Consider the following 26,498-nt stretch of genomic DNA (forward strand, 5'->3'; position numbering starts at 1 on the left):
TTCAATCCGCCTTTCAGCGGCCGCCCTGCACGACCAGCTTCACCGCCCGCCCCTCGCAGCCCACCTCGCCCGGCAGCGTGAGCGTGCGCCAGCCGGCCGGCTGGCCGGGGGCGCTGAGGTCCGAGGCATCGTCGGGGTAGCTCGCGACCACGTTGAACGGCCACGACCCGCGGCGCAGCCGCTCGTGCACGAGCGAGCCGACCCAGATCGGCGTGGGCTCGCCGCCGTCTGCCTTGCCGTCGCCGTTTCCAGCATGCCGTGGCGCGAGCGCGTAGCCGGTAGGCCAGAACCGCAGCACGTCGCGGCGGCTACCCGGCTCGCCCGCGTCTCCCGGCTTCTCTACGAGGCGCGCGCGAGCGAACACGAGCGGGGAGGGCAGGCCGTTGTTCAGCTTCGGTAGCAGCGGCAGCGACAGCACGTCCACGTTCGGTGCGACGAGCGATAACACGCTTCTCACCGAAATCTGCGGCCCCTCGGCCCAGCCCGCGTCGCGCAGCGCCGTGCGCAGGTCGTCGGCGCTTGCGGCCCACTGGATCGTCATCGGCTCGCGGCGCGCGCCTTTCATGTCGAAGCGATAGCACGCAAACGTCCTCCACAGCGAGTCGCTCCACTGCAGTTGCGTGATGACGACGGGCGCCGCCGCCGTGGCGGTCGTGGGCGGCGCGGGTGCGCGCCCTGGCAGCACCGTCTGCAGGAGAACGGCGCAGACCAGCACGACGAGCACGATGGGCGGCACGTACGCGCGTTGCGGCGGCCGCTTGGGGTAGCGCCAGAGCGAGGTGAGCACGACGATCGCCACCCAGATCGCCGCGAAGGCTGCGCCGCCGATGGCGTCCGAGAACAGGAAGCGGTCGAAGTAGAGCCCCGCGAACGCCACGGCCACGATAATCCCGTTGCCGAGCGCGGCGACGAGCGCGGCCTCCAGCATGCTCGCGCGGCGCACGAGCAGGAACATCACGAAGCCGTAGACGATCACCATCGACGACACGCGGTCGCTCGGGAACACATAGGCTTCGACGGCCTGGCCGCCGCCCGGCGCCGTGTGGTGGATCACGAAGCGCAGGATGAGGATGAGCAGCTGCGAAACGGCCCCCGCCATCATCCAGTAAGCGATGGTGCGCCAACGCCGCTCCAGCACCATCCATACGCCCATCGTCGCGATGAGCGCCGCCAGTGTCCAGGTGCTGCCGAGCGTTTCGACGCGCGCGAGCGTCGCGTCGGCCCATGTGGTGCGGATCGACTGCAGGAACTGGCGCACGGACTGGTCGAGCTGCACGAGCGGCGCGCCGCGCAGCACGTTGCCGAGCACATAGGAAAACACGGCCGCGCATACCGGCACGAGGCCCGTGATCACGATGATGGGGCCGAGCGCGGGCTGCGCCGGATCGAGCAGGCGGGCGATGCGCTTCGAGGCGCGCCCGGGATGCTGCGCCGCCCACTGCGCCGCGCTGCGCCGCGACGCACCGGCCCAGTTGTCGATGTGCAGGAGCAGCATGCGTACGAAGCGCCAGATGAGCCAGAGCGCGAACGCAACGATGCCGATGACGACCACGAGCCGGAACGACACCGCGCCCGCGAGCTGGAGCGAGGCGCCGAACACCACGCCCGGCACGATATGCGCGGGCGCCCAGATGAGCGCGGAGATCACGTTCATCATGAAGAAGCGCATGGGCTTCATGCCGGCCATGCCCGCGACGATCGGCACCACGGCGCGCAGCGGCGCGATGAAGCGCGCGAGGATCACGCTGCGCGTGCCGTGGCTCACGAAGTAGGCCTGCGCGCGTTCGAGAATGCCGGGGTGGCGGCTGAACGGCCACATCTGGCCAAGCGAGGCGCGATAGCGATGGCCGATCCAGAAGCTCACGCCGTCGCCGGCCACGGCGCCCACAATGGCGCAGACGAAGAGCCAGCCAAGGTTGATCGTGCCCGTGGCCGCGAACGCGCCTGCAATGAACATCGCCGTGCTGCCGGGAATGAACGTGCCGATGAACGCGAGCGATTCGAGGAAAGCGGCGACCACGACAAAGGCAAGCGTCCACGTCGCGTGCGCGGCGAGCAGGTGCAGCAGATGATCGTAGGCGTGCTCCATGAGCGGGGCGGGTTCGTTCACTGGGGCTCGCGCGAAGGGCGCGAGATCGGGCGGGTGCCGGTCCGCGACCGGCCGTCCGCAACCGGCCGTCCGTGACCGGCCGTCCGCAACCGGCCGTCCGTGACCGGCCGTCCGCGAGTGGGTGCAAGCGGCGTGCGGGACCATCAGGCGCAATATAACCGGGCGCGCGCAACTACGTGCGACGCGAGGCCGGGCGGGGCGCGGAGCGGGGTGGCGAAGGCGGGGCCGCGTCGCGCGGCGGCGACGCGGAGGGCCGGCGGCTGACTGGCGGCGTGTTAGCCGATTGCGCCAGCGAGTTCGAGCATGAGCGTGATTAGACTAGATAACGCCTTTTTCCTTCAACCCGGCCAGTTGTTCCGCCGAATAGCCGAGCAGCGACTGCAAGACATCCTGCGTGCCTTCGCCCAGTTGCGGCGGCGCGTGCCGCACGGGCATGCGTTCGCCGTCGAAGCGCCACGGCGGCGCGAGCACGGGCGTCGTGCCGCTTTCGGTATGCGGATGCGGCTGCTGCGTGACGAGCCCGCCAAGCGTGGCGCGCGGCGAGAGCAGCGCCTCGCGCAAGCCCGCCACTTCGCCGCACGGAATGCCCGCGCGCGCGAGGCGTTCGAGCAAGAGCTTGCGCTCACGGCGGCCCAGCTCGCGTGTGAGTTCCGGCACGAGCGTTTCGCGGTTCTGTCCGCGCAGGATGTTGGTTTTGTAGCGCGCGTCGTCGGCGAGGTCGGCGCGCTCGATCACTTCGCGGCAAAAGCGCTCGAACTGCGCGTTGTTGCCCACGGTGATGACGAGCGGACCATCGGCCGCATCGAACACGCCATACGGCACGATCGACGGGTGCGCGTTGCCGTAGCGCGGCGGGTCTTCGCCGATCAGCAGCGCTTCGAGACCGTAGTAAGCGGTAATCATGAGGCCGCAGTCGAACAGCGCCATTTCGATATGGCGCCCGCGTCCCGTGCGCTCGCGCTCGTATAGCGCGGCGAGCATCGCTTGGGCGGAATACATGCCCGTGAAGAGATCCACGGCCGCCACGCCGAATTTGAGCGGCGGCTGGTGGGCTTCGCCGTTCATTGCCATCAGGCCCGTTTCACCCTGCACGACGAGGTCATAGCCGGGGCGTTTTGCTTCGGGTCCAGTGCGGTCGTAGCCCGAAATCGAGCAATAGATGAGACGCGGGTTCTCCGCGCTCAACTGCTCATAGCCGAGCCCGAGCTTCTCCACGCCGCCGAACTTGAAGTTCTGAACGACGATGTCGCTGTTCTTCGCCAGCTCGCGCACGATCTGCTGGCCTTCGGGCGTTTGCAGATCGAGCGTGATCGAACGCTTGTTGCGATTCACGCTGTTGAAATACGCAGTCTCGGTCTTGCCGACTCGCACGCCCCAGTCGCGCGTGTCGTCGCCGCGGTCGGGATGCTCTATCTTGATGACTTCCGCGCCGAGGTCGCCGAGCACCATCGCGCTCCACGGCCCGGCCAGCACGCGCGAAAGATCGAGTACGCGCACGCCCGATAGAGGCAAGCTGCTTTTGTCCGTCTGCATCGACAGGCACTCCTGGTTCGTTGTTGGGGCAACCGTTCGCAGTCGCCCTCCTTCATGGCTCACGCCGCCTCACGCCCCAATGCGATGTAGCGCGCGAGATGATGATCTTCGTCGCCAAGCTGATGATCGATCATGACGAGTCGCTTTGCGTAGTGCGCGAGCGGCAATTCCCACGTCATGCCAATGCCGCCATGCAGCTGGATCGCCTCTTCGGCCACGCGCGCGCCAATGCGCCCGATCGTGTACTTCGCCGCCGAAAGCGCGCGCTCGCGTTGCGCGCGCGGTGCGTCGATTGCCGCTGCCGCGTTGATGACCGCCGAGCGCGCCTGCTCGATTTCGAGCAGGACGTCCGCCATGCGGTGCTGCAACGCCTGAAAACTGCCGATGGGTGCGCCGAACTGCTTGCGCGTGCGCAGGTATTCGAGCGTGAAGTCGCGTGCGATATCCATCGCGCCCACTGCTTCCGACGCGAGCGCCACGATGCCGTAGCCGCGTGCGTGTTCGAGCGTCGCGAAGCCGCCGCCTTGCCTGCCGATCAGCGCGTCGGCATTCACCTTCACGTTGTCGAGCGTCACTTCCGCTGCGCGGCCGCCGTCGATCTTGCGGTAGCCACGCACGCTCACGCCCGCTGCATCGCGCGGCACGAGGAAGAGGGAGATGCCCGCTTCGTCGAATTCATTGCCGGGTTTGTCAATCGCGGTACGCGCCGAAACGAGCAGCGCATCGGCATGTTCCGCATGTTGCACGACGCCCTTCGCGCCTTGCAGCACCCAACCTTCTCCGCTTTTCTCTGCGCGGGTCGTCACGCGCGCATCCTCATAGTGCGAACCCGGCTCGTCGTGCGCGAGCACGGCGATTTGGGAACCGTCGATGAACGACGCAATGCGCGCGCGCTGCGCCTCGCTGCCCGCATGGGCGAGCGCGCGGCCGACGATCAGCGTATCGAGAAACGGCTCGACCACGAGGCCGCGCCCGAGCGCTTCGAACACCACCGCGACATCGAAGCCCGCGCCGCCAAAGCCGCCATCGGCCTCGTCGAACAGCGCGCCGATCACGCCGAGTTCGGCGAAGCGCTGCCACATCTCTGCGCTAAAGCCTTCCGTGGAGCGCGCGATTGTATCGCGCGTATTGAAACCGTACTGCTCCGTAATGAAGCGGTTGAGCGTATCCGCAAGCATGCGGCGGTCTTCTGTGTGCTGGAAGTCCATGGCGTGCCTCTCAAAGACCGAGAATCATCTTGGAGATGATGTTTTTCTGAATTTCGTTGGAGCCGCCGAAAATCGACAGCTTGCGGTTGTTAAAGTATTGCGCGGCGGCGCTGGCGGCTTCATCAGGACCGATTGCCTCGCCCGCGTAGCCTTCCTCGAGCGCTTCCTCGACGAACGGCGCCGCATACGGCCCCATCGCGCGACGCAGCAGGGAGGAAATCTCCTGGCGAATTTCGGTGCCGCGAATCTTCAGCATCGAGCTCTCCGCACCGGGCACGCCGCCGCCCGCGACGGCTGCGATCACGCGCAGGTTCGTCGTCTTCATGTTCTCCAGATCGATCTCGACCTTCGCAAGACGCGCGGCGAACTGCGGGTCTTGCGCGAGCGGCTTGCCGTTGCGCGTGATTTTTTGCGCGGCGTGCTTCAGGCGCGCGAGCGCCGCCACCGAAAATCCGACGCCAGCAATATTCGTACGCTCGTACGTGAGCAGATATTTCGCGTAGGTCCAGCCCTTGTTTTCTTCGCCAACGAGATTTGCCACCGGTACGCGCACGTCGGTGAAGAACACTTCGTTCACCTCATGTTCGCCGTCGAGCGTGACGATGGGGCGCACTTCGATGCCCGGCGTGTTCATGTCGATCAGCAAGAAGCTGATGCCTTCCTGTTTGCGCACGTCGGTGGCGGTGCGCACGAGGCAGAAGATCATGTTCGCGTAGTGGCCGAGCGTGGTCCACGTTTTCTGGCCGTTCACCACGTAGTGGTCGCCGTCGCGAACTGCCGTGGTACGCACCGAGGCGAGGTCCGAGCCTGCGCCCGGTTCTGAATAGCCCTGGCACCACCAGTCCGAGCCGTCCAGAATGCGCGGCAGCCAGTAGCGCTTTTGCGCCTCGCTGCCGTACTTGATGAGCACGGGCCCGAGCATGTTTACGCCAAACGGCACGATGCGGGGCGCACCGGCAATCGCGCATTCGTTCTCGAAGATGAACTTCTGTACGGCGGTCCAGCCCGGGCCGCCGTATTCCTTCGGCCAGTGATTCGCGAGCCAGCCTTTTTCGTGGAGGATGGCGTGCCATTGCGCCATGTCGTCGCGCGTGAGGTGCCGGCCGTTGCTCACCTTGTTCGCGAGGCGCTGCGGCAGGCGCTCCTTCAGGAACGCGAGCACTTCGCTGCGAAACGCCTCTTCTTCGGCGGTGAATTTGAGGTCCATGTGTGAAAAGCTCCTTATTGCACCATCAGGCCGATTGATTGAGGCTCGCGAAGTTCTCGCCGCGCTCCACGAGTTCGACGAGCAGCGGCGAAGGGCGCCAGAACAGCGGATCTTCCTTCGCGTACTCGCGGATATCGGCGAGCACGTTGGCGAGGCCCACGGTATCGGCGTATTTCATCGGGCCGCCGCGATAGCGCGGGAAGCCGTAGCCGTAGAGCAGCGTGACATCCACGTCGAGGGGGCGCAGCGCGATCTTCTCGAACACGACGTTCGCGCCTTCGTTCACCATCGCTGCCATGTAGCGGCGCATGATCTCTTCGTCGCTGAAACTGCGCGGCTCGATGCCGGCGCGCTCGCGCTCAGTGCGGATGATGGATTCGACTTCGGGGTCGGGTGTGCCGGTGCGTGCGCCTTCGGGGTAGAGGTAGAAGCCGCGGCCCGTCTTCTGGCCGAACCAGCCGCGCTCGCAAATGCGGTCGGCGATCTGCACGTAGCGCGCCTTCGGGTCGCGCGTGGCGGCGCGGCGCTTGCGCGTGGCCCAGCCAATGTCGCCGCCCGCGAGATCGACCACCTGGTACGGGCCCATCGGAAAGCCGAAGTCGCGTACAGCCTTGTCGATCTGATACGGCGACGCGCCGTCTTCCATCAGATGATCCGCAGCGGTGCGGAACACGGCGAGAATGCGGTTGCCGATGAAGCCGTCGCACACACCCGCGCGCACCGGAACTTTGCGCAGCTTCTTCGCCAGCTCGAATGCGGTGGCGACCACATCGGCGCTCACCTGCTTCGGCACCACGATTTCGAGCAGCTTCATGATGTTGGCGGGCGAGAAGAAGTGCAGGCCCACCACGTCCTGCGCTCGCTTGATGCTGGCCGCGATGGCGTCGATGTCGAGGTACGAGGTGTTGGTGGCGAGCACGGCGCCGGGTTTGCAGACGCGGTCGAGTTCGGCGAACACGGCCTGCTTCACGGCCATGTCCTCGAACACGGCTTCGATCACGAGATCGGTGTTCGCGAGCGCATCGTACGAGGTGCTGCCGTCGAAGCGCGCGAGGATCTGCGCTTTCGCTTCGGGCTTCATGCGGCCTTTGGCGATGAGGCCGTCGTAGACCTTTTCCACATGCGCGCGGCCGCGGGCGAGCGAGGCGTCGTCACGCTCGATCATCGTTACGGGCAGGCCCGCGTCGAGCACGGCCACGGCAATGCCCGCGCCCATCGTGCCGCCGCCGATCACGCCGACGGTTTCGATCGCGCGCGGCTTCGCGCTCTTCGTTTCAGGGGCTTTCTGCACTTCGCGTTCGGCGAAGAAGGCGTGCACGAGGCCCGCGCGCTGCGGGCTTTCGAGGCATTCGAGGAACTGCTTGCGCTCGAAGCGCAGGCCTTCATCGAACGAAAGATCGAGCGCGGCCTGCACGCAATCGACGATCTTCAGCGGCGAAAAGAGACCGCGCGACTTCTTCGCGGTGTCGGCGCGCGCGGCATCGATCGCAGCCTGCGCTTGCGTGCGGTCCGCGAGCGCCTGGGCGTCGCGCGTGCGGCGCACGTGCGCATGGCCCGCGAGCAGTTCCTGCGCGTAGGCGAGGCCTTCGGCGAGAATGTCGTCGCTCGCGCCCACGCGATCGACCAGGCCGAGCTTGTGCGCTTCCTGCGCGCTCGCGTGACGGCCGCTCAGCATGAGCGCGAGCGCGGCTTCGGCGCCGATCAGCCGCGGCGTGCGTTGCGTGCCGCCTGCGCCCGGCAGCAGGCCCAGTTGCACTTCGGGCAGGCCGAGCTTCGCGCCGGCCACGGCAAGCCGGTAATGCGCCGCGAGCGCCACTTCGAGGCCGCCGCCGAGCGCCGCGCCGTGAATGGCGGCGATCACCGGCTTGTGGCAGGCCTCGATGCGGTTGCACACGTCGGGCAGCGCGGGCGGCTGCGGCGGCTTGCCGAACTCGCGAATGTCCGCGCCGGCGATGAAATTGCGCCCCGCGCCGACGATCAGCACGGCCTGCACGGCGTCATTCGCTTCGGCATGCTCGATGGCGGCAGCGAGGCCGCGGCGCACGTCCACGCCCAGCGCGTTGACGGGCGGATTGTCGACGGTAACGAGCAGCACCTTGCCGCGCAGTTCGTGAGTGACGGGGGAGGCGTTCACGGGATCGGATGCCATGGGGGTGCTGTCTCCATAATGAGGGCCGGGCTGGTGGGCCAGACGCCAATGTTTCATGTTCGCGTCGATTCTCGGCGCGTCAAGGGCAATTGACAATCCCATGGGTCGTTGACAGACTGTCAAAATATCTTTGACAGTGGAAGTGCCATGGACGTCAATGCGCTGACCCTGCTCGTCGAGATTCTCGACGCGGGCAACCTGAGCGAAGCGGCGCGCCGGCTCAAGATGAGCCGCGCGAACGTCAGCTACCACCTCAACCATCTGGAGAAGTCGATCGGCCTGCAACTCGTGCGCCGCACCACGCGCCGTGTCGAACCGACTGAAATCGGCCTGAAGCTTTACGAGCACGGCCGCGCGATCCAGAAGGCGCTGCTCGCCGCGCGCGAGTCGGTCTCCACCCTCGGCCAGAGCTTGCAGGGGCGCGTGCGGCTTTCGGTGCCGAGCGGCTACGGGCAACTCGTCATGTCGGACTGGCTCATCCAGTTCAAGCGCATGTACCCCGGCATCGTGCTCGACGTGATGTTCGAAAATCGCGTGGAAGACCTGCTGCGCGACGAAGTGGATATTGCCGTGCGCGTGATGCACGAGCCGCCGCAGAATCTCGTGGCGCGCGACATGGGCCCGGTGAAGTACATCGCGTGCGCATGTACAGAGTGGGCTGAAAGGCACGGCATGCCGCAAACGCTGGAAGACCTGGCGCGCGCGCCCGTCATCACGGCAACGGTGGTGGGGCGGCAATTGCGCCTTGCGGGCTATCTGAACGAGGACCGGCACGAGGTGTTGCTCGAGCCTTCGATCATTTCGGAAAACTTTCTATTTTTGCGGCAGTCGATTCTGGCGGGACTCGGCGTAGGAATCGTGCCCGACTACGTGATGCACGACGACATTCGCCAGGGCGCCGCCGTCACGTCGCTCGATACCTGGCGCTTGAGCATTTTCGGCACGCACATGTACATGCTCTACATGCCGAACCGGCATCACACGCGGGCGGCGTCCACATTCATCGATTACGTATTGGCCGAGGCACGCAAGACCGGGCGCGGCGAGCACGCGTAAGAGGCGCATATCGTATGTAGAGCACCCCTTCAGTCGCCGCACCGGTTGCACGCGCAACGAACTATTGGCCCGTGAGCGTGTTGCTGTACTCCACGGCCGGCTGCGAGGTGTTGCCGCCCTGTGCGACGAGCAGGTGAATCTGCCCCGGCAGGAGTTGCGAGAGCGTACCCGAAATCGGCACCGTCGTAATGAGCCAGTCCGCGTTGTTCGCGAGGTTGAACGAAGCCGACTCGTAGATCGCCGTCTTGCTGCCCGCTGTCGTCACGATCGCCACGTAGTTGCCACCGTTCATGTAGATCGAGTCCTGGCCGCTCGCGGGCACGGCGTTCTTGAATCCCACGGCCGACAACGTCGGCTGCACGGTGTTGATATCCGTGCCGGGCGCGACAATGTAAATGTCGAGGTTCTGCGCGTTGACGGTGGCGTTGAATGCGCGTAGGCGTGCGCTGCTGGAAAGCAGGCCCTTGTCGAACGGGTCGTCGATCAGGCCGATGTCGCCGCCCGTGAGCGCGGGCAACGCGAGCACGGTGTACTCGTGGCCCTTCGCCACGTCGGGGAAGTTGCCGCTCGCGATCGCCGTGGTCGTACCGGTGCTCGCATACGAGACGTTCGTGTTGCCGGTGTTGATGTTGGCGAAGTTCGTCACCTGCTTGTACGCGATGTTCGTCTGCAGGGGGCTGCCGTTGACCAGGAAATCGACGTTCGGACCGCCCGGCAGGGCATGCACGAAATGGATTTCGGGGTTCTGCACGCCGATTTCCTTGCCGACATCGTTGCTGCTGCTGCCGCCGCCGCATGCCGTGAGCAGGGCCGCTGCGCTCGCAAATGCGAGCAAAGTGCGTATCGTCTTCATTGTTCACCTCATCTGTTTCATTCAGGCTGCACGGTGTACGGCCTCGATTGCGGCCGCGCATTGTTATTGCGCCCGTTCGCGAGCCGTGACGGCGACGCGATGTTCCATTTGGGGGCGAGCACGATCAGCAATTGGTGTGCCGCGCGTGGCGAGCCACGCGGTGATTGCGCGTGCAACGGGATGAGGAGAGGCTGAGCGTGATGCGATTGGGCGCCGATGTGAAGCTCGACGCGGGCGACCTTTGCAACGTTCGATGGCAGCTTTTACTGGCGTGAAAGACCACGCCGATATTCAAGAGTCCTGTGCGGCGTTGTTGTCCGGGTCCGCGTCTTGCGCACTCTCGCCGCTTGCACGGGCGACGGTGGCGTCGGGTCGTCCGCGAGTAACGGATGAAACCGAAACGCGTTGCTGGATACCGGCCTTGGTGAGCATATGTGCGCTGATGGGCGCGGTGAGAAATAGGAACGCCGGAATCAGCACTTCGTGCAGGCTCGCGAAATTGTTGTGCGCGCTGAAGTAGACGACGGATGCGAGTACGACGCCGCCCACGCCGAGCGTGGTCGACTTGGTGGGTCCGTGCAGGCGCATGTAGAAGTCGGGCAGGCGTGCGAGGCCTATCGCGCCGATCAGCGTGAACGCGCTGCCGAGCAGGAGCAGTACACAGACAATCGCTTCGATGACGGTTTGCATGACGAACTCGCCCTAGTTCAGTTCGATGATGTCGCCGCGCTGCAGGTACTTCGTGAACGCGACGGTCGCCACGAACCCCATCACCGCGATGAGCAGCGCGATTTCGAAGAAAACCGTCGAGCGCAGCATGATGCCGTAGACGACGATGAGCGCGATCGCATTGATATTCAGCGTGTCGAGCGCCACGAGTCGGTCGGGCAGTGAAGGGCCGCGCACGAGGCGCACGAGCGTGAGCAGGAACGCGAGCCCGAGGATCGCGAAGGACACCGGAATGACGATGGCTAGCATGCGAAGATCTCCATGAGCGGGGCTTCGTAACGGGACTTGATCAACGCGACGAGCGCGTCTTCGTCTTCGAGATCGAGCACGTGCACGACAAGGCGCGTGCGATCGTCGGAGAGTTCGGCGCACAGCGTGCCGGGACTCAGCGAGACGATGCTGATGAGCGCCGAAAGCGCGATTTCGTGCGTGCTGTCGAGCGGCACCTCGATGAAGGCAGGGCGCAGGCGTTGCGTCGGGCCGAGCACGAGCAGCGCGACTTCGAGATTCGCCACGAGGATGTCGTAGAGCACGTGCCCGAAGAGCCGCACGAGCAGCCACGGTTTGCCGAAGCGCACGGGTGTGAGCCACAGCCCTTCGCCTACGGCGAAGGCGATGACGGCGCCGAGTACGAAGCCAAGCAGCAAGTTGCCAGGCGTTGCGTCGTTCATCAGCAATACCCAGCAGATGAGCAGCACGATCGTGAGCCAGGGGTGCGGAAAGAGCCTCTTGAGCATGTCAGCTTCCTCCGCCCTGCGACCTTTGCGGTGCCTGCGCGGGCAGGATCGCATGAACGTAGGCTTCGCGATCGAGCAACTGCGCGGCGGTGGCGTCGAGATACTGTTTGAGCGGGCCCGCAAAGACCGTCGCGGCCACGACGCCCGCCAGCAGCAGCGCGCACGCAGCGAGCTTGGCGCGGCTGCCGCGCGGCGCGGCGGTTGGCGCGCTGCCGTAGGCCCGTGCAGCGGGAATCGCCCACAGCAGACGCGTGCCCGCGCGGCTCAAGGCGACGATCGACAGCAACCCCGAGATCAGTACGGCGGGCCAGAGCACGACGGCTTGCGAAAGCGGTGTGGCGGCGAGCACCATGGCCTTGCCGAGAAAGCCCGAGAGCGGTGGCAGTCCAACCGCGCCCACGGCTGCCGCTAGATAAAGCACACCGGCGATGTTCGAGGGCCAGGGCGCGGGAAGCCTTTCAGGCGCCTCCACCCTGGAAGGCGATGCGACCGGTTCGCCGTCCGCCTCGGGTGTGATGGCGGGCGCGGTGGCGTCGTCGAGCGATTCGAGCGAGGCGGGCTCGCGTGTCTCGGGTGCAGTGGGCGCGGCCGCTGATTCAGTTGTTTCGGACTCCAGTGTATCGGCGAGTATGAACAGTGCGCCCGTGCATAGCGTCGTGCTGATGAGGTAGTACAGCAGCGCGCTCCACGCGAGTACGGTTTGCAGCGTGACGGCGGCGATCAGCAGTCCGACCGAGACCAGCACGAGAAAGCCCGTCGTGGTCTTGAGGCTCGATACCGCAAGCGCGCCGAGCGCGCCGTAAATAATCGTCGCGATGGCTAGCCACCACGCCCATTGATGCAGGAACGCGTCGAGCACGCCGCCCGACGCGCCGAACACGAGCGCGTCGCAACGGAGCATCGCGTAGATGCCCACCTTGGTCATGATCGCGAACAGCGCGGCGACCGGACCGATTGCACTGCGATAAGCCTGCGGCAACCAGAATGACATGGGGAACACGGCAGCCTTGAGGCCGAATACAAGCATGAGCGTCGCGCCCGCGAACTGCGCGAGCGGCAGCGACGCGGCGTCCAGATGCGCGAGCCGCTCGCCCATGTCGGCCATGTTGAGCGTGCCCGTGAGGCCATAGAGCACGCCCAGCGCGATCAGGAAGAACGACGAGCCCACGAGGTTCAGCAGCATGTAGTGAAGGCCGTTGCGCACGCGGCGGCGTCCGCCGCCGTGCAGCAGGAGCGCATAGGAGGCGATCAGCAGCAGTTCGAAGAATACGAACAGGTTGAAGAGATCGCCCGCGAGGAACGCGCCGTTCAGGCCCATCAGCTCGAACTGCACGAGCGCGCGATAGTAGCGCCCGCGCCGCGCGTCGGCGCTCGTGGTGCCGAGCAGGCAGCAGCATGCGAGCAGCGCGGTCAGCACGAGCATGAGCGCGCCGAGCCGGTCGATCTGCAGCACGATGCCGAATGGCGCGGGCCACGCGCCGAGCGCATAGCTCGCAATCTGCCCCTGCGCCGCGAATTCGGCGAGCGCTACCGCTATCGGCAGCAGCGCGAGCGTGGCGATCACGTTGATCGCACGCTGCAATCGCTTCGCGCGCAGCGGCAGCGCAACGATCGCGCCAGCCGCGAAAAGCGGAATGAGGATCGGGAAGATGAGAGCGTGGTTCATTCGCCGCGCGTCTCCAGGCCGTTGAGGTGTGGGTTGTCGCCGTCGACGTGGTCGGTGCCGTCTATCGCGAGCGCGCGCAGCGCGAGCACGACCGTGAAGGCGGTCATGGCGAAGCCGATCACGATGGCGGTCAGCACGAGCGCCTGCGGCACGGGGTCCGCATAGTGGGCGCCCGGCGCGATCACGGGCGGCTTGCCGGTGGAGAGACGGCCCATGCCGAGCAGGAACAGGTTGATCGCGTAGGAGAAGAGCGTGATGCCGAGTATCACCGGCAGCACGCGCGCGCTCAGCAGCAGGTAGATGCCGCTCGCGCAGAGCACACCGAGCGTAATGGCGAAGGCGGCTTCCATCAGCTTTTCTCCACGGATTGCATGTCCTTGTCGCGCACGCCGAGGTGCGAGACGATCGTGAGCGTCGTGCCGACCACGGCGCCGAGCACGCCGAGGTCGAACAGCATGGCCGTGCTCAATTCGATTTCGCCGATCAGCGGCACATGCAGATGGCCGAACGCGCTAGTGAGGAAGGGCTGGCCGAGCACGATCGCGCCCACACCCGTTGCGGCCGCAACGAGAATGCCGAGACCCGCGAGCGCACGGTAGTTGATGCGGATGCGCGACTCGGTCCACAGCACACCGCTCGCCACGTATTGCAGCAGGAGCGCAATGGATATCACGAGCGAGGCGATGAAGCCGCCGCCCGGTAAATTATGGCCGCGCAAAAAGATGAACACGGCAACGAGTACGGTAAGCGGCAGCATGAGGCGCGCAAGAATGGCGAGCAGCAGCGGATGCGATTGCGACGACCACGGCAGGCCGCCCGGCCCCGTGTCGGGCGACTTCAGGCGCAGGCCGCGCAGCAGCGCCTTCACGGCGAGTCCGGCGACCACGAGCACGCTGATCTCGACCATCGTGTCGAAGCCCCGAAAATCCACGAGGATCACGTTCACGACGTTGTGGCCGCCGCTACCCGGCAGCGCGTTCGCGAGAAAGAACTGGCCGACGCCATCGACGGGTGCACGCGTCATCACCGCATACGCCACGCCGCCGATCAGCGCGCCGCCCGCGAGTGCGAGTACCGCATTGCGCGTCCGCGCGACGGGAGGTTGTTCCGCGCGCTGCACGACAGGCAGAAAGTAGATGGCGAGCACGAGCAGCAGCACCGTGACTACTTCCACGGAGATCTGCGTGAGCGCGAGGTCCGGCGCGGAAAAACGCACGAACGCGAGCGTGACGAGCAGCCCGCAGGTGCTCAGCAGCACGAGTGCATAGAGCGTATTCGCGCGCACGAGCACGACACCCGCCGCCATCAGCGCCATCAGCACGAGGCCGACGAGCGTCATCGCGTCCAGCGGCGCCGAGCGATACGCGCCGTCCAGCGACGGCAGTGCGAGCAGCGCTGCGCCGGGCACGATCAGCATCGCCGCGATCATCCACGCGAGATACGACGGCAGCGAACGCGTTTCGAAGAGATTCACCACGAAGCCCGCGGCTTTTTCGAGTTGCTGCACGAACCGGTCGAAGCCTTCGCTCGCGTTCATTTCGGAAAGCATCGAACGATGATGGCGGAATGCGTCCCGGCGATAGATGAACAGCACGGCGCCGCCCGCGAACGACACGCAGCTCATCAGTAGCGGCAGGTTAATGCCGTGCCACAAGCTCAGGCTGTAAGTGGGCACGACGCCGCCCAGTGCGAACCACGCCGCCGATTCGAGCATCTTGCCAATGGTCTGCTGCGGCACGAGCCCCACGAGCAGACAGATCACGACGAGAATCTCGACGGGCAGCCTCATAAAGCGCGGTGGCTCGTGCGGCGGGTAGTGCGGAAGGTCGTGCGGCGTCTCGCCGTCGAAGAACACGCCCCACACGAAGCGCAGCGAGTACGCCACCGAGAGCCCCGCCGCAACAACGGCCAGCCCGGGAATGATCCAGTTGAAGTCGCCGAGCAGTCCTTGCGCAAGCGTTTCGCCGAAAAACATTTCCTTCGAGAGGAAGCCGTTGAGGAGCGGTACGCCCGCCATGGCGAGCGACGCCACGGTGGCTAGCGCGGCGGTATGCGGCATGAAGCGGCGCAGGCCGCGCAAGCGGCCGAGATCGCGCGTGCCCGTTTCATGGTCGATGATGCCCGCGGCCATGAAGAGCGAGGCCTTGAATACTGCGTGATTGAAGGTGTGAAAGAGCGCGGCGACGGTGGAGAGCTGCGTGTCGAGGCCGAACAGCAGCACGATGAGCCCGAGATGGCTGATGGTGGAGTACGCGAGCAACCCCTTGAGATCGCGCTGCACGAGCGCCATGGCCGCGCCGCCGGTGAGCGTCACGAGGCCGATCAGGCTCGTCACGTAGAAGAACCAGTCGGTGCCTTCGAGCACGGGGTAAAAGCGCGCGATAAGGAAAATGCCCGCCTTCACCATGGTCGCCGAATGCAGGTACGCGGAAACGGGCGTGGGCGCCGACATGGCATGCGGCAGCCAGAAGTGGAACGGGAACTGCGCCGACTTCGTGCAGGCCGCGAAAAGAACGAGCAGGAGAATGGCGGGATACAGCGGGTTGCGCTGCACCTGGCCCGCATGCGCGAGCACGACGTCGAGGTCATAGCTGCCGCAAACGTGGCCAAGCAGCAGCACGGCCGCCAATAGCGACAGACCGCCCGCGCCCGTGATCGTAAGCGCCATGCGCGCGCCGCGCCGCGCTTCGGGGCGCGAAGGCCAGAAGCCGATCAGCAGAAACGACACGATGCTCGTGAGTTCCCAGAAGATCACGAGCAACAGCAGGTTGTCCGAGAGCACGACGCCGAGCATCGCGCCCATGAAGAGCAGCAGCAGCGCGTAAAGGCGGGGCAGCGACTCGCTGCCCGCGAGATAGTAGCGCGCGTAAATGAAAACGAGCAGGCCGATCGCGAGCACGAGCAGTGCGAACATGAACGAGAGGCCGTCCAGTCGCAGCGCGAACGCGAGGCCGAGCTGGGGGATCCACTCGGCTTGCCAGTGCAGCACACCATGGGTGGCCATGCCCACGCGTTCGCTGGCCAGCAGCCCGAGGCCGAAGATCGCGGCTGCGAAGGCGACCCACGTGGCTGCGGCGGGCGCGTGACGCCTCGCGAACGCGACGAGCGCCGCGGCGACGAACGGTAATACGACGAGCCACCCCATTGCCATTCGACACTCCCCGTGAATCCGGCAGGGCGCCGAGCCGGCGCGCCGCAGTTCACGATCATAGCCGCAAACGGGGACGGAGTTCATTCATGTGGCATGAATGCGGCCGCGGGGTGTCATGCGAAAGAAACGTGCGTCAGGTCCTCTGGCCTGGCGGCTCGTCAAGCTCGTCGATGATCTTCACATCGGCCAGACAAAGGTCTCGTGAGCGCGTGTCGTTTTGCCGATGTCCACGGTGCGCCGCTCGATATTGCCGCCGTGACTCGCGGTAATCACATAGTGCCCGTCCGGAATCGAAACGAGCATGAACGGGCCGCGCGTGCGCGTGGAAAGGAGCGGCGTGCCGTGCATGTCGGCGATCTTCACCGGTACGTTCGCCAGATACTCGTTGCCGCCGGCCGATTGCCGCGCGAATTCGAGTGAGAGCGGATATCGATGCATCGCCGACTTGAACGCCGCCGACTGGTCGCTGCCGATGCCGCCGGATAGATACGCAATGTCGCCCTTGTGCTGGGCGGCCGGCAGGACACCAGCCGTCGCGGTCGTGACATCTGCATTGGCTGCTGCCGGGGTTGCCGCCCACGCGGCCGGCGCGCCGAACATCACGGCGAGCGCGAGCGCCGCGCCAATGCACGGAGTTGAGCGTGCTTTCATTTTCCACCTCCATCGATTCGTTGACCGGACGAATCGAGCGTAGGCAGGCCGGCTTAAAAACCGCTTAAAGCCGGTGCTTTTCGCGCGTGGATGCAAAGAAGGCCGTTGCCCGCGCGCGGCGGGAAACGGCCTTCATGACTTCATGACTTCATCGCGGCGCGTTGCGACCGCGACTGCGCAATCACTGCGGAATCATGCCCGTCAGCACATAGGCCTGAATCAGTGTCACCACGCCCACCACAGCGGCGAAGAACAGGCTGTGACGCAGAGTGAAGCGGAACAGCGACGACTCCTTGCCGACGAGACCCGTTGCCGCGCAGGCCACCGCGATCGATTGCGGCGAGATCATCTTGCCGCTTACGCCGCCCGAGGTGTTGGCCGCGACGAGCAGCGTGTCCGACACGTTGATCTGATGCGCCGTGGTGTGCTGCAGCGAGCAGAACAGCGCGTTCGACGACGTATCGGAGCCCGTGAGAAACACGCCGAGCCAGCCGAGGAACGGCGAGAAGAACGGGAACGCGGCGCCGGTGCCCGCAAGCGCGAGGGCGAGCGTGGACGACATCCCCGAGTAGTTTGCGACGAACGCGAAGGCGAGCACGAGGCCGATGGAAAGCACGGGGCGGCGCAGTTCGCCGAGCGTCTCGAAGAACGCGGCCACGGCGGCGCGCGGCTTCATGCGCAGCAGGATTGCGGAAAGGATTGCCGTGATCATGATCGCGGTGCCCACGGCGGAGAGCCAGTCGAGCTTGAATACGGCCTCATAGGGCTTGGGCGAGGCGACGATCGGCGCCGTGCGCACGACGAGTTGATCGAGACCCGGCACGTGCAGGCTCAGAATCGTGCCCGCGAGCGGACCCTTCGCCACGAAGAGCGCCTTGAACGGCTTTACGCTCCACACAGTCACGATGGCCGTGAGCAGAATGAACGGCGACCACGCGCGCACGGTTTGCGCGATGCCATACGGCGAAGCCTTGCGGCTCGAAGCGGCCGCGTTTGAACCACCTGCGCCGCCGCCAAAACCGCCCAGCGTAGCTGCACCGCCACTCACCTTTACGCTTGTGCCCTGCGTTGCCCGACGCGGCTGCCACACATTGAGAAACGCGGCGAGCGCAACGAGACTTACGAGCGCAGAGGTGATGTCCGGCAGTTCAGGCCCAATGTGGTTCGACGTGAAGTACTGCGTAACAGCGAAGCTGCCGCCTGCCACGAGCGCGGCAGGCCATGTTTCCTTCACGCCGCGCTTGCCGTCCATGATGAAGACAAGCCAGAACGGCACGAACAGCGAGAGCAGCGGCAACTGGCGGCCGGCCATCGCGCCGATCAGGAACGGATCGATGCCCGTTACCTGGCCCGCGACGATGATGGGGATGCCCATCGCGCCGAACGCGACCGGCGCGGTATTGGCGATGAGGCACAGACCCGCGGCGTAGAGCGGCTCGAAACCGAGGCCGACGAGCAGTGCCGAGGTGATCGCCACCGGTGCGCCGAAGCCCGCCGCGCCTTCGAGGAATGCGCCGAACGAGAAGCCGATCAGCAGCAGTTGCAGGCGCTGGTCGTCGGTGATCGAGAGCACCGAGGCGCGGATGATTTCGAATTGCCCCGTCTTCACGACGATCTTGTAGAGGAATACCGCGGTGACGATGATCCACGCGATCGGCCAGATGCCGTAGGCAAAGCCGAAGCCCGCGGAAACGAGCGCCTGGCGCACGGGCATGCCGTACTCGAAGATCGCCACGGCGAGCGCGAGCAGTAGGGTGATCGCGGCGGCGACGTGGCCTTTCATGCGCAGGCCGGCGAGCGCGACGAAGAAGAACAGAATGGGAATGGCGGCGACGAGCGCGGATAGCCACAAACTGCCGAGCGGTGTGTAGATCTGATACCAGGGTTGCACTACGGTCTCCTCCGATGATGCGGTTAGAAAATTTTTGTAAATTCGTCAGACACGCTTTTGCGAGTTATTTCGCATGCCTGACGACATGAGCGCTATTGCGGCTGACCGCGTTCGCGCAGCAGGTCGTGCAGGCTGCGCGGTGCGGGCTTGAGCGGCGTGCGATGCTGGGTCCAGCCCATTTGCTGCGAGGGCGCGAGCCCACGCAGCCGCGTCACGGCCCAGCGCAGCGCGCGGTACGCACGCGGATGCGCGAATGCGCCGCTCCAGAAGCGCCAGATGAATTGCTCGCTTCTGCTGTGATTCGCGCCCTGGCCGCGCAGTGGATGGGCGACGTTTTCCTCGGGGTCGCGGTTCGCTTCGGTGCGCAGGCGCACGAGCAGTTGCGGAATCGGAATGCGCACCGGGCAGACTTCGCCACACGCGCCGCACAGGCTGGAAGCCGTGGGCAGCTCGGCGGTCGCGTCGAGACCGAGCAGATGCGGAGAAATGATCTTGCCGATCGGCCCTGGGTACGTCGTGCCATACGCATGCCCGCCGATGCGCGTGTACACCGGGCAGTGGTTCATGCACGCGCCGCAGCGAATGCATTGCAACGTGGCGCGCAATTGCTCGTCGGCGTAAGCCTGGCTGCGGCCGTTGTCGAGCAGCACGAGATGCACTTCGCGCGGGCCGTCTTTCTCGCCTTCGCGGCGCGGGCTGCTGATCAGGTTGAAATACGTCGTGATGGGCTGGCCTGTGGCGGATCGCGTGAGCAGGCTCGAAAGCGGCACGATGTGCTCGAGCTTCGCCACCACCTTCTCCATGCCCATGATCGCGATATGCACGTCGGGCACCGTGGTGGACAGGCGGCCGTTGCCTTCGTTTTCCACGAGCCAGAGTGTGCCCGTGTCGGCGGCGGCGAAGTTCACGCCGGAGAGGCCGATCTGCGCATCCACGAAGGCGCGGCGCAGCGCGCGGCGGCCCGTTTGAATGAGCGTGTCCACGTCCTCGGTAAAGGGCGTATCGGGAATGTGCGCTTCGAACAAGTGCCCGATGTCGCCCTTCGTTTTGTGGATCGCGGGCATCACGATGTGCGAAGGTTTCTCGCCCGCGAGCTGCACGATGTACTCGCCCATGTCCGATTCGATGCAGTCGACCCCGCGTGCCGCAAGGTAATGGTTGAGCTCGATTTCCTCGCTCGCCATCGACTTTCCCTTGATCACTCGCGTAGCCGCGTGCCGCTGCGCGATAGCGTGGACGATGCGGTTGGCTTCGTCGGCGGTCTCGGCCCAATGCACCTGAATGCCGTTCGCGCGCAGTTTCGCTTCCAGTTGCTCGAGCAATTCCGGCAGGCGCGAGAGCGCGTGCTGGCGCACGGCTTCGCCGAGATCGCGCAGGGCTTCGAGTTCGTCCGCCTCGGGGAACTGCGCAGCGCGCTTGCCTTGCAGGAAGTCCATCGCGCCGCGAAAGCTCTTGCGCAACTGCGGGTCGTCGAGCGCCGTGCGTGCGCGCTGGCGGAATTCCGCGCTCGGGACGAAGTGGAGCGTGTTTTCCTGGGGTGTCTGCGTGGCCGTGCTCATTGGGCGTCTCCGTGCTGCGCACTCGTTTCGTGATCCTCATCAGTCACGACAACGACCCACAGCGCGCGCGGGCCGTGCGCGCCATACGCGGTGGTCTGCTGAATGTCCGAGGTCTTGGAAGGGCCCGAAATCATCACGAGATTGGTGGGCATGCCATCACGCCAGCGCTCCGCGGCCACGGCGGCGTGCAGGTCGGCGTGCAGGGTGCACGCGTGGATCAGCGCCACGTGCAGCGGCGGCACGAGCGAGACCGTGCGCGGCGCGTTCGCGTCGGGCACGACCACGAGCGTCCCCGTCGCCGCGAGACCCGAGCGCGCGACCGTAAAGCCAGCGTCGATAGTGTCGAAGAGTTCGCTCTTCCACTGCTCGATCGGCTGCGCATAGCTGCGCGCCTGTACGGCGGCCGGGAGCGCTGCCATGAGCGCTTGCCCTTCGGCGCATGTGCTGTCGAGCAGCAGGTTGCGCACGCCGGCTGCGGCCAGCCGCCTGGCGAGATCGGCGGCCCACGTTGCGGTGCTCGCGCAGATCACCTCGGCGTGCGCGGCTTCGAGCATGCTCCGGAACTGCGCGATGCGGTCGTTCAGTGCAAGCGGCGCGTGTGCCCGGCGCTCGGCGAAATGCGCGTCGATGCGGGCATCGAGCGCTTCGACCGTCGTGGCGGGCGCGGCAGGGGCATGGCCGCGCAGGCGTTCCAGCATGCGCGTACGCGCGCTCATCGAATCGACGCTCATGCGGCCTCCCCGCCGGTACGGCGCCAGAGGAAGGAGGCCAGGTGCTCCACGGCGAGCGGCGCGCCCTTGTGCGCCGCCGCGTGGCCGATGTTGAGCAGGCACCCGCAGTCGGCTGAAACGAGGCGCTCGCAGCCCGTGGCGCAGGCCGAGGCGATCTTGTCGGCGACCATCGCGCCGGAAATGTCGGGGTGCTTCAGCGAGAACGTGCCGCCAAAGCCGCAGCATTCCGATTCGCGCTCGTGGTCGATGCGCGTGACGCCCGGCAGCGCATCGACGACTTCGACACCGTGCACGCGCGTACCCATCTCGCGCCGCGCGCCGCATGAGGTATGCAGCACGACACGCTCTTCGGGCTGCTGGACGGACCCCTTCGCTGCGTACGCATTGAAATCGACGTTCAGCACGCGCACGAGGAATTCCGTGAGTTCGTACACGCGCTCCGAGAGTCCCTGGGCGCGCGCGGCGTTCGCGGCATCGTCGTCGAACAGCGCGGGCCAGTGGTGGCGCATCATGCCCGCGCACGAACCCGAAGGCACGATCACGGGCCACGGCTTGTCGAAGAGGCCGAGCTGCGCGAGCGCGACCTCGCGCGCCTGGCGCGGGTTGCCGCTGCTATACGCGGGCTGGCCGCAGCAACTCTGGCTGCGCGGGAAGTGGACCGTGAGGCCCTCGCGTTCGAGCAGCTTCACCGCGTCGAGGCCGGCTTGCGGCACGAACAGGTCGACGAGGCAGGTGGCGAACAAATAGACGTCGGTGGGGCGCTCGGTGGGGTATTGCCGTGGCTTCATGTCTCGCTCGGTGTCTTGGCGCGCTTTCGCGTTCGGCCCCCGCTGGCCCGGATGGCCGTGGAGGTTGAAGACAAGCGCGGGTTTGGGCGCATAATTCCCGCTTCGGGCGAACGGTTCAAACTGGTTGGACCACCCGCTGCAAGCGACAACGAGACTCGGGATGGCGCGGGGATGGCTATGAGGGACAGGGCAGGGACGCGCGGACGTGTGGAAACCGTGATGCGTCAGATGGAGACGTCGCTGCTTGACGGCACCTGGCGCGCGGGAGCGAAGCTGCCATCCGAGCGTGTGCTCGCGCTGGAATACGACGTGGCGCGCAACACGGTGCGCGAGGCGATCCAGCGCCTGGCCGCGCGCGGCCTCGTGCAAAGCAGGCCGGGAGCGGGCGTGTTCGTCACCGACCAGCTGCGCACGGGCTTTGCGTCGCCTTGGGGGCAACTCGTGGCCGATCATCCGGCCTTGCGCGAAGACATCCTCGAGTTTCGCCGTGTGCTTGAAGGGGCGACAGCGTATTTCGCGGCGCTGCGCGCGAGCGACGAGGACCTCGCGCGCATTCGCGCGCTGATGCAGGAACTGGAGCGCACGCGCGAAGTGGACGACAAGGCCGCGGAGGCCGACACCGACGCGAAGCTGCACGAAGTGATCGCTCAGGCGTCCCACAACGCGATGTTCCTGCATCTGCATACGAGCGTGCTGGGCGTGCTGCGCGAGCACATTACGATCAACGGCACGGGGCTGCGCGTGCAGAACGAGGACGCGCCGGATCAGTTGCTGCTGCAGCATCGAACGCTTTGCGATGCGATCGTCGCGCGGCGTCCCGAGGAGGCCCGCACGGCGATGCAGACGCACATCGACTTCGTGCGCACGCGGGTGGGAGACGAGATCGGCTGGCCGGAAAGTGGTCCAACCGGTGACGATGTTGTGCGCGCCGCACCGGTGGCCGCGCAGGCGGGTAAGATCCTGCGCAAAACCGCTCGCAAGGCGCCGGGCAGCGTGGAACAAAAGCCAGCGGCTCGCGCGAGGCGGGCGAACGCTGCTAAAGTCGGTTGATCGGATCGATGAACCCCATCACGGGCCGCGCGCAGTGCATAGCCACAAGAGCTGGAGGAACCGATGGACGAGCGCACCGCGCAAATCGTGGCATTGAGCGCCGTGACGCTGACCGTCAGCGATATTGCGCGGTCGGTGCCCTTTTATGAGGCGCTGGGCTTCGTGCAGAAAGCCGGGCCCGCAATACCTGGCTTCGCATCGTTCGAGCTGGGCGGTGCGGCGGGCGTCTGCTATCTGAATCTGCTGGAGGGGCCGCACGGCGCGGTGAGCGGGTGGGGCCGCGTGATCCTTTACGTCGCCGACGTAGACGCGTTCTACGCCCACGCACTCGCGGCCGGCGCGAAGCCCGAATTCGCGCCGCGCGACGCGCCGTGGGGCGAGCGCTATTTCCATCTCGTCGATCCGGACGGCCACGAGCTGAGCTTCGCAAAGCCGCTCACTTGAGCCGCAGCCATGCATTTGAAATATTCGTGACACTCGCTGCGCCGATAGTGGCGCGAGTTGCCAGCATATCGACCAAGGAGAGAGTCGCCATGAATGAATTCGACCGCACGATGGACACCGAACAAAGGGATGCGGAGCCGCAGGAAGCCGAACTGCAGGAAGCCGAACGGCATCGCCGCCGGCGTCTGGATGAAGAGCTCATCGACGCCTACGACGAAGAGCTCGAAATGGAAGTCGACGACCGGTTGCAGGAAAGCGGCCTGCAGATCAGCGACGAGGCGCGCGCGCTGCGCCGCGTCTATTTCCGCGAGCTGATCCGCCTGCAGGGCGAACTCGTGAAGCTGCAGGACTGGATCGTGAGCACGGGGCACCGGCTCGTCGTGATCTTCGAGGGGCGTGACGCGGCGGGCAAGGGCGGCGTCATCAAGCGCATCACGCAGCGCCTGAACCCGCGCATGTGCCGTGTAGCCGCGTTGCCCGCGCCGAACAACCGCGAGCGCACGCAATGGTATTTCCAGCGCTACGTGCAGCATTTGCCGGCGGGCGGCGAGATGGTGCTGTTCGACCGCAGTTGGTACAACCGCGCGGGTGTGGAGCGCGTGATGAACTTCTGCACCGACGACGAATACGAAGAATTCTTCCGCTCGGTGCCCGAGTTCGAAAAGATGCTCGTGAGGAGCGGCATCCAGATCGTCAAGTACTGGTTCTCGATCACCGACGACGAACAGGAAGTGCGCTTCCAGAGCCGTATCGAAGATCCGCTCAAACAGTGGAAGCTCTCGCCGATGGACCTCGAAAGCCGCCGCCGCTGGGAGGCTTACACGCACGTGAAAGAAGTGATGCTGCAGCGCTCGCACATCCCCGAGGCGCCGTGGTGGGTGGTGCAGGGCGTGGACAAAAAGCGCGCGCGCCTGAACTGCATCCACCATTTGCTGAGCCAGGTGCCGTATCAGGAAATCGAGCATCCGCACGTCACGCTGCCTGCGCGTGTGCATCATCCGGATTACATTCGACAGCCGGTGCCAGAGGACATCATCATTCCGGAGATTTATTGACGAGCTATCCGAGTCCTCGCTGATCCCGAGGCGCGGGCGGAATACGACCGGTTGAATCGGGAGGAGTTTGCGCTGCTCGATCAGATGTTGGCTGCCCGCCATAAAGCAGGACTGAGTCAGGCGCAGGTCGCCGAGCGCATGGGCACGAAAGCGCCGGCAATTACGCGTCTCGAACGGGCGCTGGCATCAGGCGAGCACTCGCCTTCTATCGACACATTGCGCAAATACGCGCAGGCGTGCGGCAAGACGCTGAAAATCTCGATCGTCTGAATCCAGACATTGCGAGCAAGCCGCGCTCCCCTCCGGGGGAGCGCGGCTTTTTTGTCCGTCCGTGTTCAGAACAGGTGCCTGAACACCCAATAAAGCCCCCCCGCCAGCACGATCGAAACGGGCAGCGTGAGCACCCAGGCCATAACGAGGCTGCGCACGGTGTTCCATTGCAGCCCCGAGCCGTTTGCGGCCATCGTGCCCGCCACGCCCGAGGAGAGCACGTGCGTGGTCGAGACCGGCAGCCCGTACACATCCGCCGCGCCGATCGTCACCATCGCCACGACTTCCGCGCAGCCGCCCTGGCCGTAGGTCAGGTGCTGCTTGCCGATGCGCTCGCCCACCGTTACCACGATGCGCTTCCAGCCCACCATCGTGCCGAGACCCAGCGCGATCGCCACCGCCACCTTCACCCACGTCGGGATGAATTTCGTGGCGTGGTCGATCTGGCTGCGGAAATTGCTGATGGCCTTCGCGTCGTCGGCTGAGAAGGTCACGGCCTTCTGCTTTTCGAGCAGGCGGATCGCTTCGGAAATCACATACATGTTGTTGCGCACGTTATCGACGACCGATTGAGGCACCGCCGCGAGCGAGCCATAGCCGTGCACCTGGTCGGCCACCTGGTTCGACAGCGCGGCGAGCGCGGGCACCGTCGTGCTCGACATCGTGCGGCTGCCGATGAAGCGCTCCACTTCGACGCGCGGCTCGGCGGGCGCGGCCACGCCGTTCGTGTAGCGCTCGAGCGCGCGCGTGGCGTCGTGCGCGACGGCGATGAAGGTCTGCGTCTGCTCGACCGTCACGGCGCGGTTCAGCGCGTAGGCGGTGGGCACCGTGCCGATCAGGATCAGCATGATGAGGCCCATGCCCTTCTGGCCGTCGTTGGAGCCATGCGCGAACGACACACCCGTGCAGGTGAGAATGAGCAGCGAGCGGATCCAGAACGGCGGCGGCTCCTTGCCCTTCGGCTCCGAGTAGAGCGCGGGTACGCGCACGACGGCCTTGAGGATGAGCAGCAACAGGCCCGCCAGCAAAAAGCCGACGATCGGCGAAAAGAGGAGCGACTTGCCCACGCCGAGCGCCTGGCTCCAGTCCACGCCGCTCGTGCCGTTGGCGCCGTGCATGAGCTGGTTCATGAGACCCACGCCGATGATCGAGCCGATCAGCGTATGCGAGCTCGACGAAGGCAGGCCGAAGTACCACGTGCCCAGGTTCCAGATGATCGCGGCAATGAGCAGCGCGAACACCATGGCGAAGCCAGCGCTGCTGCCCACCTGCAGGATCAGTTCAACCGGCAGCAGTTGCAGGATGCCGAAGGCCACCGCGCCGGTGGAGGTGAGCACGCCGAGAAAATTCCAGGCGCCCGACCACATCACGGCGATATTGGGCGAAAGCGAGTGCGTATAGATGACGGTCGCGACCGCATTCGCGGTATCGTGGAAGCCGTTCACGAACTCGAAACCGAGCGCGATGATGAGCGCGATGCCGAGCAGGAGCCAAGGCATCGCCGAGCTTTCGCGCACTGACGAGAGGTCGTCGGCGAGATGCATCCCCACGTACACCGCGCCTATGGCGATGACGATGAGGAAGGCGAGCAGGCTGACATTACGCCCGCGCGCGGGGGCAGCGCCCGGTTGCGGTGACAGGGAAAATTCTGGCATGGCAG

Annotated in this window: 22 protein-coding genes and 1 pseudogene; 5 read left to right on the forward strand and 18 right to left on the reverse strand. The window is 65.7% G+C overall.

Going from position 1 to position 26,498, the window contains the following annotated elements; all coding sequences use genetic code 11:
* Positions 1-13: 13 nt before the first annotated feature.
* From JMY28_RS19085 to JMY28_RS19105, 5 genes are all read right to left on the reverse strand, one after another.
* Entirely contained in the window at positions 14-2,110 is a 2,097-nt protein-coding gene (locus JMY28_RS19085; protein WP_236596930.1) for a VTT domain-containing protein, read from the reverse strand.
* A 318-nt stretch (positions 2,111-2,428) separates the two neighbouring features.
* A complete protein-coding gene (locus tag JMY28_RS19090; protein WP_201697460.1) occupies positions 2,429-3,643 on the reverse strand; it encodes a CaiB/BaiF CoA transferase family protein in 1,215 nt (404 codons plus the stop codon).
* Between the two features lie 59 nt (positions 3,644-3,702).
* Positions 3,703-4,851, reverse strand: coding sequence for an acyl-CoA dehydrogenase family protein (locus JMY28_RS19095; RefSeq protein ID WP_201697461.1), 1,149 nt, complete (start codon positions 4,849-4,851; stop codon positions 3,703-3,705).
* A gap of 10 nt (positions 4,852-4,861) precedes the next feature.
* Entirely contained in the window at positions 4,862-6,058 is a 1,197-nt protein-coding gene (locus JMY28_RS19100; protein WP_201697462.1) for an acyl-CoA dehydrogenase family protein, read from the reverse strand.
* 25 nt (positions 6,059-6,083) lie between these two features.
* On the reverse strand, positions 6,084-8,207 hold the full coding sequence (locus tag JMY28_RS19105; protein WP_201697463.1) for a 3-hydroxyacyl-CoA dehydrogenase NAD-binding domain-containing protein: 2,124 nt from the start codon (positions 8,205-8,207) through the stop codon (positions 6,084-6,086).
* A gap of 147 nt (positions 8,208-8,354) precedes the next feature.
* Between JMY28_RS19105 and JMY28_RS19110 the strand changes: the two genes are divergently transcribed.
* Positions 8,355-9,263: a LysR family transcriptional regulator gene (locus tag JMY28_RS19110; protein ID WP_201697464.1), complete on the forward strand. Its 909-nt coding sequence runs from the start codon at positions 8,355-8,357 to the stop codon at positions 9,261-9,263.
* A gap of 61 nt (positions 9,264-9,324) precedes the next feature.
* On the opposite strand, the gene JMY28_RS19115 is transcribed toward JMY28_RS19110, so the two are convergent.
* The 12 genes from JMY28_RS19115 to JMY28_RS19170 all read right to left on the reverse strand — a co-directional run bounded on the left by JMY28_RS19115 (position 9,325) and on the right by JMY28_RS19170 (position 22,019).
* The gene (locus JMY28_RS19115; protein ID WP_201697465.1) at positions 9,325-10,116 is read right to left on the reverse strand and encodes a DUF4397 domain-containing protein; all 792 of its coding nucleotides are present in this window, start codon (positions 10,114-10,116) and stop codon (positions 9,325-9,327) included.
* 291 nt (positions 10,117-10,407) lie between these two features.
* Complete coding sequence (locus JMY28_RS19120) at positions 10,408-10,806, reverse strand: Na+/H+ antiporter subunit G (RefSeq protein ID WP_201697466.1); 399 nt, start codon at positions 10,804-10,806, stop codon at positions 10,408-10,410.
* A gap of 12 nt (positions 10,807-10,818) precedes the next feature.
* Positions 10,819-11,094 (reverse strand): K+/H+ antiporter subunit F, encoded by a 276-nt coding sequence (locus JMY28_RS19125; protein ID WP_069261755.1) that lies wholly within the window; start codon positions 11,092-11,094, stop codon positions 10,819-10,821.
* Entirely contained in the window at positions 11,088-11,582 is a 495-nt protein-coding gene (locus JMY28_RS19130; RefSeq protein ID WP_201697467.1) for a Na+/H+ antiporter subunit E, read from the reverse strand. Before JMY28_RS19130 ends, JMY28_RS19125 begins: the two co-directional genes overlap by 7 nt.
* Position 11,583: 1 nt before the next feature.
* Positions 11,584-13,248, reverse strand: coding sequence for a monovalent cation/H+ antiporter subunit D (locus JMY28_RS19135; RefSeq protein ID WP_201697468.1), 1,665 nt, complete (start codon positions 13,246-13,248; stop codon positions 11,584-11,586).
* Positions 13,245-13,598, reverse strand: a complete 354-nt coding sequence (locus tag JMY28_RS19140) for a Na+/H+ antiporter subunit C (RefSeq protein ID WP_201697469.1) — start codon at positions 13,596-13,598, stop codon at positions 13,245-13,247. Before JMY28_RS19140 ends, JMY28_RS19135 begins: the two co-directional genes overlap by 4 nt.
* Positions 13,598-16,399: a monovalent cation/H+ antiporter subunit A gene (locus JMY28_RS19145; RefSeq protein WP_201697470.1), complete on the reverse strand. Its 2,802-nt coding sequence runs from the start codon at positions 16,397-16,399 to the stop codon at positions 13,598-13,600. Before JMY28_RS19145 ends, JMY28_RS19140 begins: the two co-directional genes overlap by 1 nt.
* 177 nt (positions 16,400-16,576) lie before the next feature.
* Positions 16,577-17,050, reverse strand: a complete 474-nt coding sequence (locus tag JMY28_RS19150; RefSeq protein WP_236596931.1) for a carboxypeptidase regulatory-like domain-containing protein — start codon at positions 17,048-17,050, stop codon at positions 16,577-16,579.
* Between the two features lie 181 nt (positions 17,051-17,231).
* Entirely contained in the window at positions 17,232-18,941 is a 1,710-nt protein-coding gene (locus JMY28_RS19155; RefSeq protein WP_201697471.1) for a lactate permease LctP family transporter, read from the reverse strand.
* A 92-nt stretch (positions 18,942-19,033) separates the two neighbouring features.
* Positions 19,034-20,500, reverse strand: coding sequence for a LutB/LldF family L-lactate oxidation iron-sulfur protein (locus JMY28_RS19160; protein WP_201697472.1), 1,467 nt, complete (start codon positions 20,498-20,500; stop codon positions 19,034-19,036).
* Positions 20,497-21,216: a LutC/YkgG family protein gene (locus JMY28_RS19165; protein WP_201697548.1), complete on the reverse strand. Its 720-nt coding sequence runs from the start codon at positions 21,214-21,216 to the stop codon at positions 20,497-20,499. Before JMY28_RS19165 ends, JMY28_RS19160 begins: the two co-directional genes overlap by 4 nt.
* Before the next feature lie 11 nt (positions 21,217-21,227).
* A complete protein-coding gene (locus JMY28_RS19170; RefSeq protein WP_201697473.1) occupies positions 21,228-22,019 on the reverse strand; it encodes a (Fe-S)-binding protein in 792 nt (263 codons plus the stop codon).
* A 177-nt stretch (positions 22,020-22,196) separates the two neighbouring features.
* On the opposite strand from JMY28_RS19170, the pseudogene JMY28_RS19175 reads away from it, so the two are divergent.
* The 4 genes and pseudogenes from JMY28_RS19175 to JMY28_RS19190 all read left to right on the forward strand — a co-directional run.
* A pseudogene (locus JMY28_RS19175) lies at positions 22,197-22,892 on the forward strand (FadR/GntR family transcriptional regulator); the annotation flags it as partial.
* Between the two features lie 240 nt (positions 22,893-23,132).
* Positions 23,133-23,513 (forward strand): VOC family protein, encoded by a 381-nt coding sequence (locus JMY28_RS19180; protein ID WP_201697475.1) that lies wholly within the window; start codon positions 23,133-23,135, stop codon positions 23,511-23,513.
* A 110-nt stretch (positions 23,514-23,623) separates the two neighbouring features.
* Positions 23,624-24,568, forward strand: coding sequence for a polyphosphate kinase 2 (ppk2, locus tag JMY28_RS19185; RefSeq protein WP_201697549.1), 945 nt, complete (start codon positions 23,624-23,626; stop codon positions 24,566-24,568).
* Between the two features lie 6 nt (positions 24,569-24,574).
* Complete coding sequence (locus tag JMY28_RS19190) at positions 24,575-24,838, forward strand: helix-turn-helix domain-containing protein (RefSeq protein ID WP_201697550.1); 264 nt, start codon at positions 24,575-24,577, stop codon at positions 24,836-24,838.
* Between the two features lie 65 nt (positions 24,839-24,903).
* On the opposite strand, the gene JMY28_RS19195 is transcribed toward JMY28_RS19190, so the two are convergent.
* On the reverse strand, positions 24,904-26,493 hold the full coding sequence (locus JMY28_RS19195; RefSeq protein ID WP_201697476.1) for an inorganic phosphate transporter: 1,590 nt from the start codon (positions 26,491-26,493) through the stop codon (positions 24,904-24,906).
* Between the last annotated feature and the right edge of the window lie 5 nt (positions 26,494-26,498).

The organism is Paraburkholderia hiiakae, assembly GCF_904848665.1.
GTDB classification, from domain to species: domain Bacteria; phylum Pseudomonadota; class Gammaproteobacteria; order Burkholderiales; family Burkholderiaceae; genus Paraburkholderia; species Paraburkholderia hiiakae.

Coding starts and splice junctions, on each gene's coding strand:
- JMY28_RS19090 (WP_201697460.1), bottom strand. CDS start 3,643: ATGCAGACGGACAAAAGCAGCTTGCCTCTATCGGGCGTGCGCGTACTC.
- JMY28_RS19095 (WP_201697461.1), bottom strand. CDS start 4,851: ATGGACTTCCAGCACACAGAAGACCGCCGCATGCTTGCGGATACGCTC.
- JMY28_RS19100 (WP_201697462.1), bottom strand. CDS start 6,058: ATGGACCTCAAATTCACCGCCGAAGAAGAGGCGTTTCGCAGCGAAGTG.
- JMY28_RS19105 (WP_201697463.1), bottom strand. CDS start 8,207: ATGGCATCCGATCCCGTGAACGCCTCCCCCGTCACTCACGAACTGCGC.
- JMY28_RS19110 (WP_201697464.1), top strand. CDS start 8,355: ATGGACGTCAATGCGCTGACCCTGCTCGTCGAGATTCTCGACGCGGGC.
- JMY28_RS19115 (WP_201697465.1), bottom strand. CDS start 10,116: ATGAAGACGATACGCACTTTGCTCGCATTTGCGAGCGCAGCGGCCCTG.
- JMY28_RS19120 (WP_201697466.1), bottom strand. CDS start 10,806: ATGCAAACCGTCATCGAAGCGATTGTCTGTGTACTGCTCCTGCTCGGC.
- JMY28_RS19125 (WP_069261755.1), bottom strand. CDS start 11,094: ATGCTAGCCATCGTCATTCCGGTGTCCTTCGCGATCCTCGGGCTCGCG.
- JMY28_RS19130 (WP_201697467.1), bottom strand. CDS start 11,582: ATGCTCAAGAGGCTCTTTCCGCACCCCTGGCTCACGATCGTGCTGCTC.
- JMY28_RS19135 (WP_201697468.1), bottom strand. CDS start 13,248: ATGAACCACGCTCTCATCTTCCCGATCCTCATTCCGCTTTTCGCGGCT.
- JMY28_RS19140 (WP_201697469.1), bottom strand. CDS start 13,598: ATGGAAGCCGCCTTCGCCATTACGCTCGGTGTGCTCTGCGCGAGCGGC.
- JMY28_RS19145 (WP_201697470.1), bottom strand. CDS start 16,399: ATGGCAATGGGGTGGCTCGTCGTATTACCGTTCGTCGCCGCGGCGCTC.
- JMY28_RS19150 (WP_236596931.1), bottom strand. CDS start 17,050: ATGAAAGCACGCTCAACTCCGTGCATTGGCGCGGCGCTCGCGCTCGCC.
- JMY28_RS19160 (WP_201697472.1), bottom strand. CDS start 20,500: ATGAGCACGGCCACGCAGACACCCCAGGAAAACACGCTCCACTTCGTC.
- JMY28_RS19165 (WP_201697548.1), bottom strand. CDS start 21,216: ATGAGCGCGCGTACGCGCATGCTGGAACGCCTGCGCGGCCATGCCCCT.
- JMY28_RS19170 (WP_201697473.1), bottom strand. CDS start 22,019: ATGAAGCCACGGCAATACCCCACCGAGCGCCCCACCGACGTCTATTTG.
- JMY28_RS19180 (WP_201697475.1), top strand. CDS start 23,133: ATGGACGAGCGCACCGCGCAAATCGTGGCATTGAGCGCCGTGACGCTG.
- ppk2 (WP_201697549.1), top strand. CDS start 23,624: ATGGACACCGAACAAAGGGATGCGGAGCCGCAGGAAGCCGAACTGCAG.
- JMY28_RS19195 (WP_201697476.1), bottom strand. CDS start 26,493: ATGCCAGAATTTTCCCTGTCACCGCAACCGGGCGCTGCCCCCGCGCGC.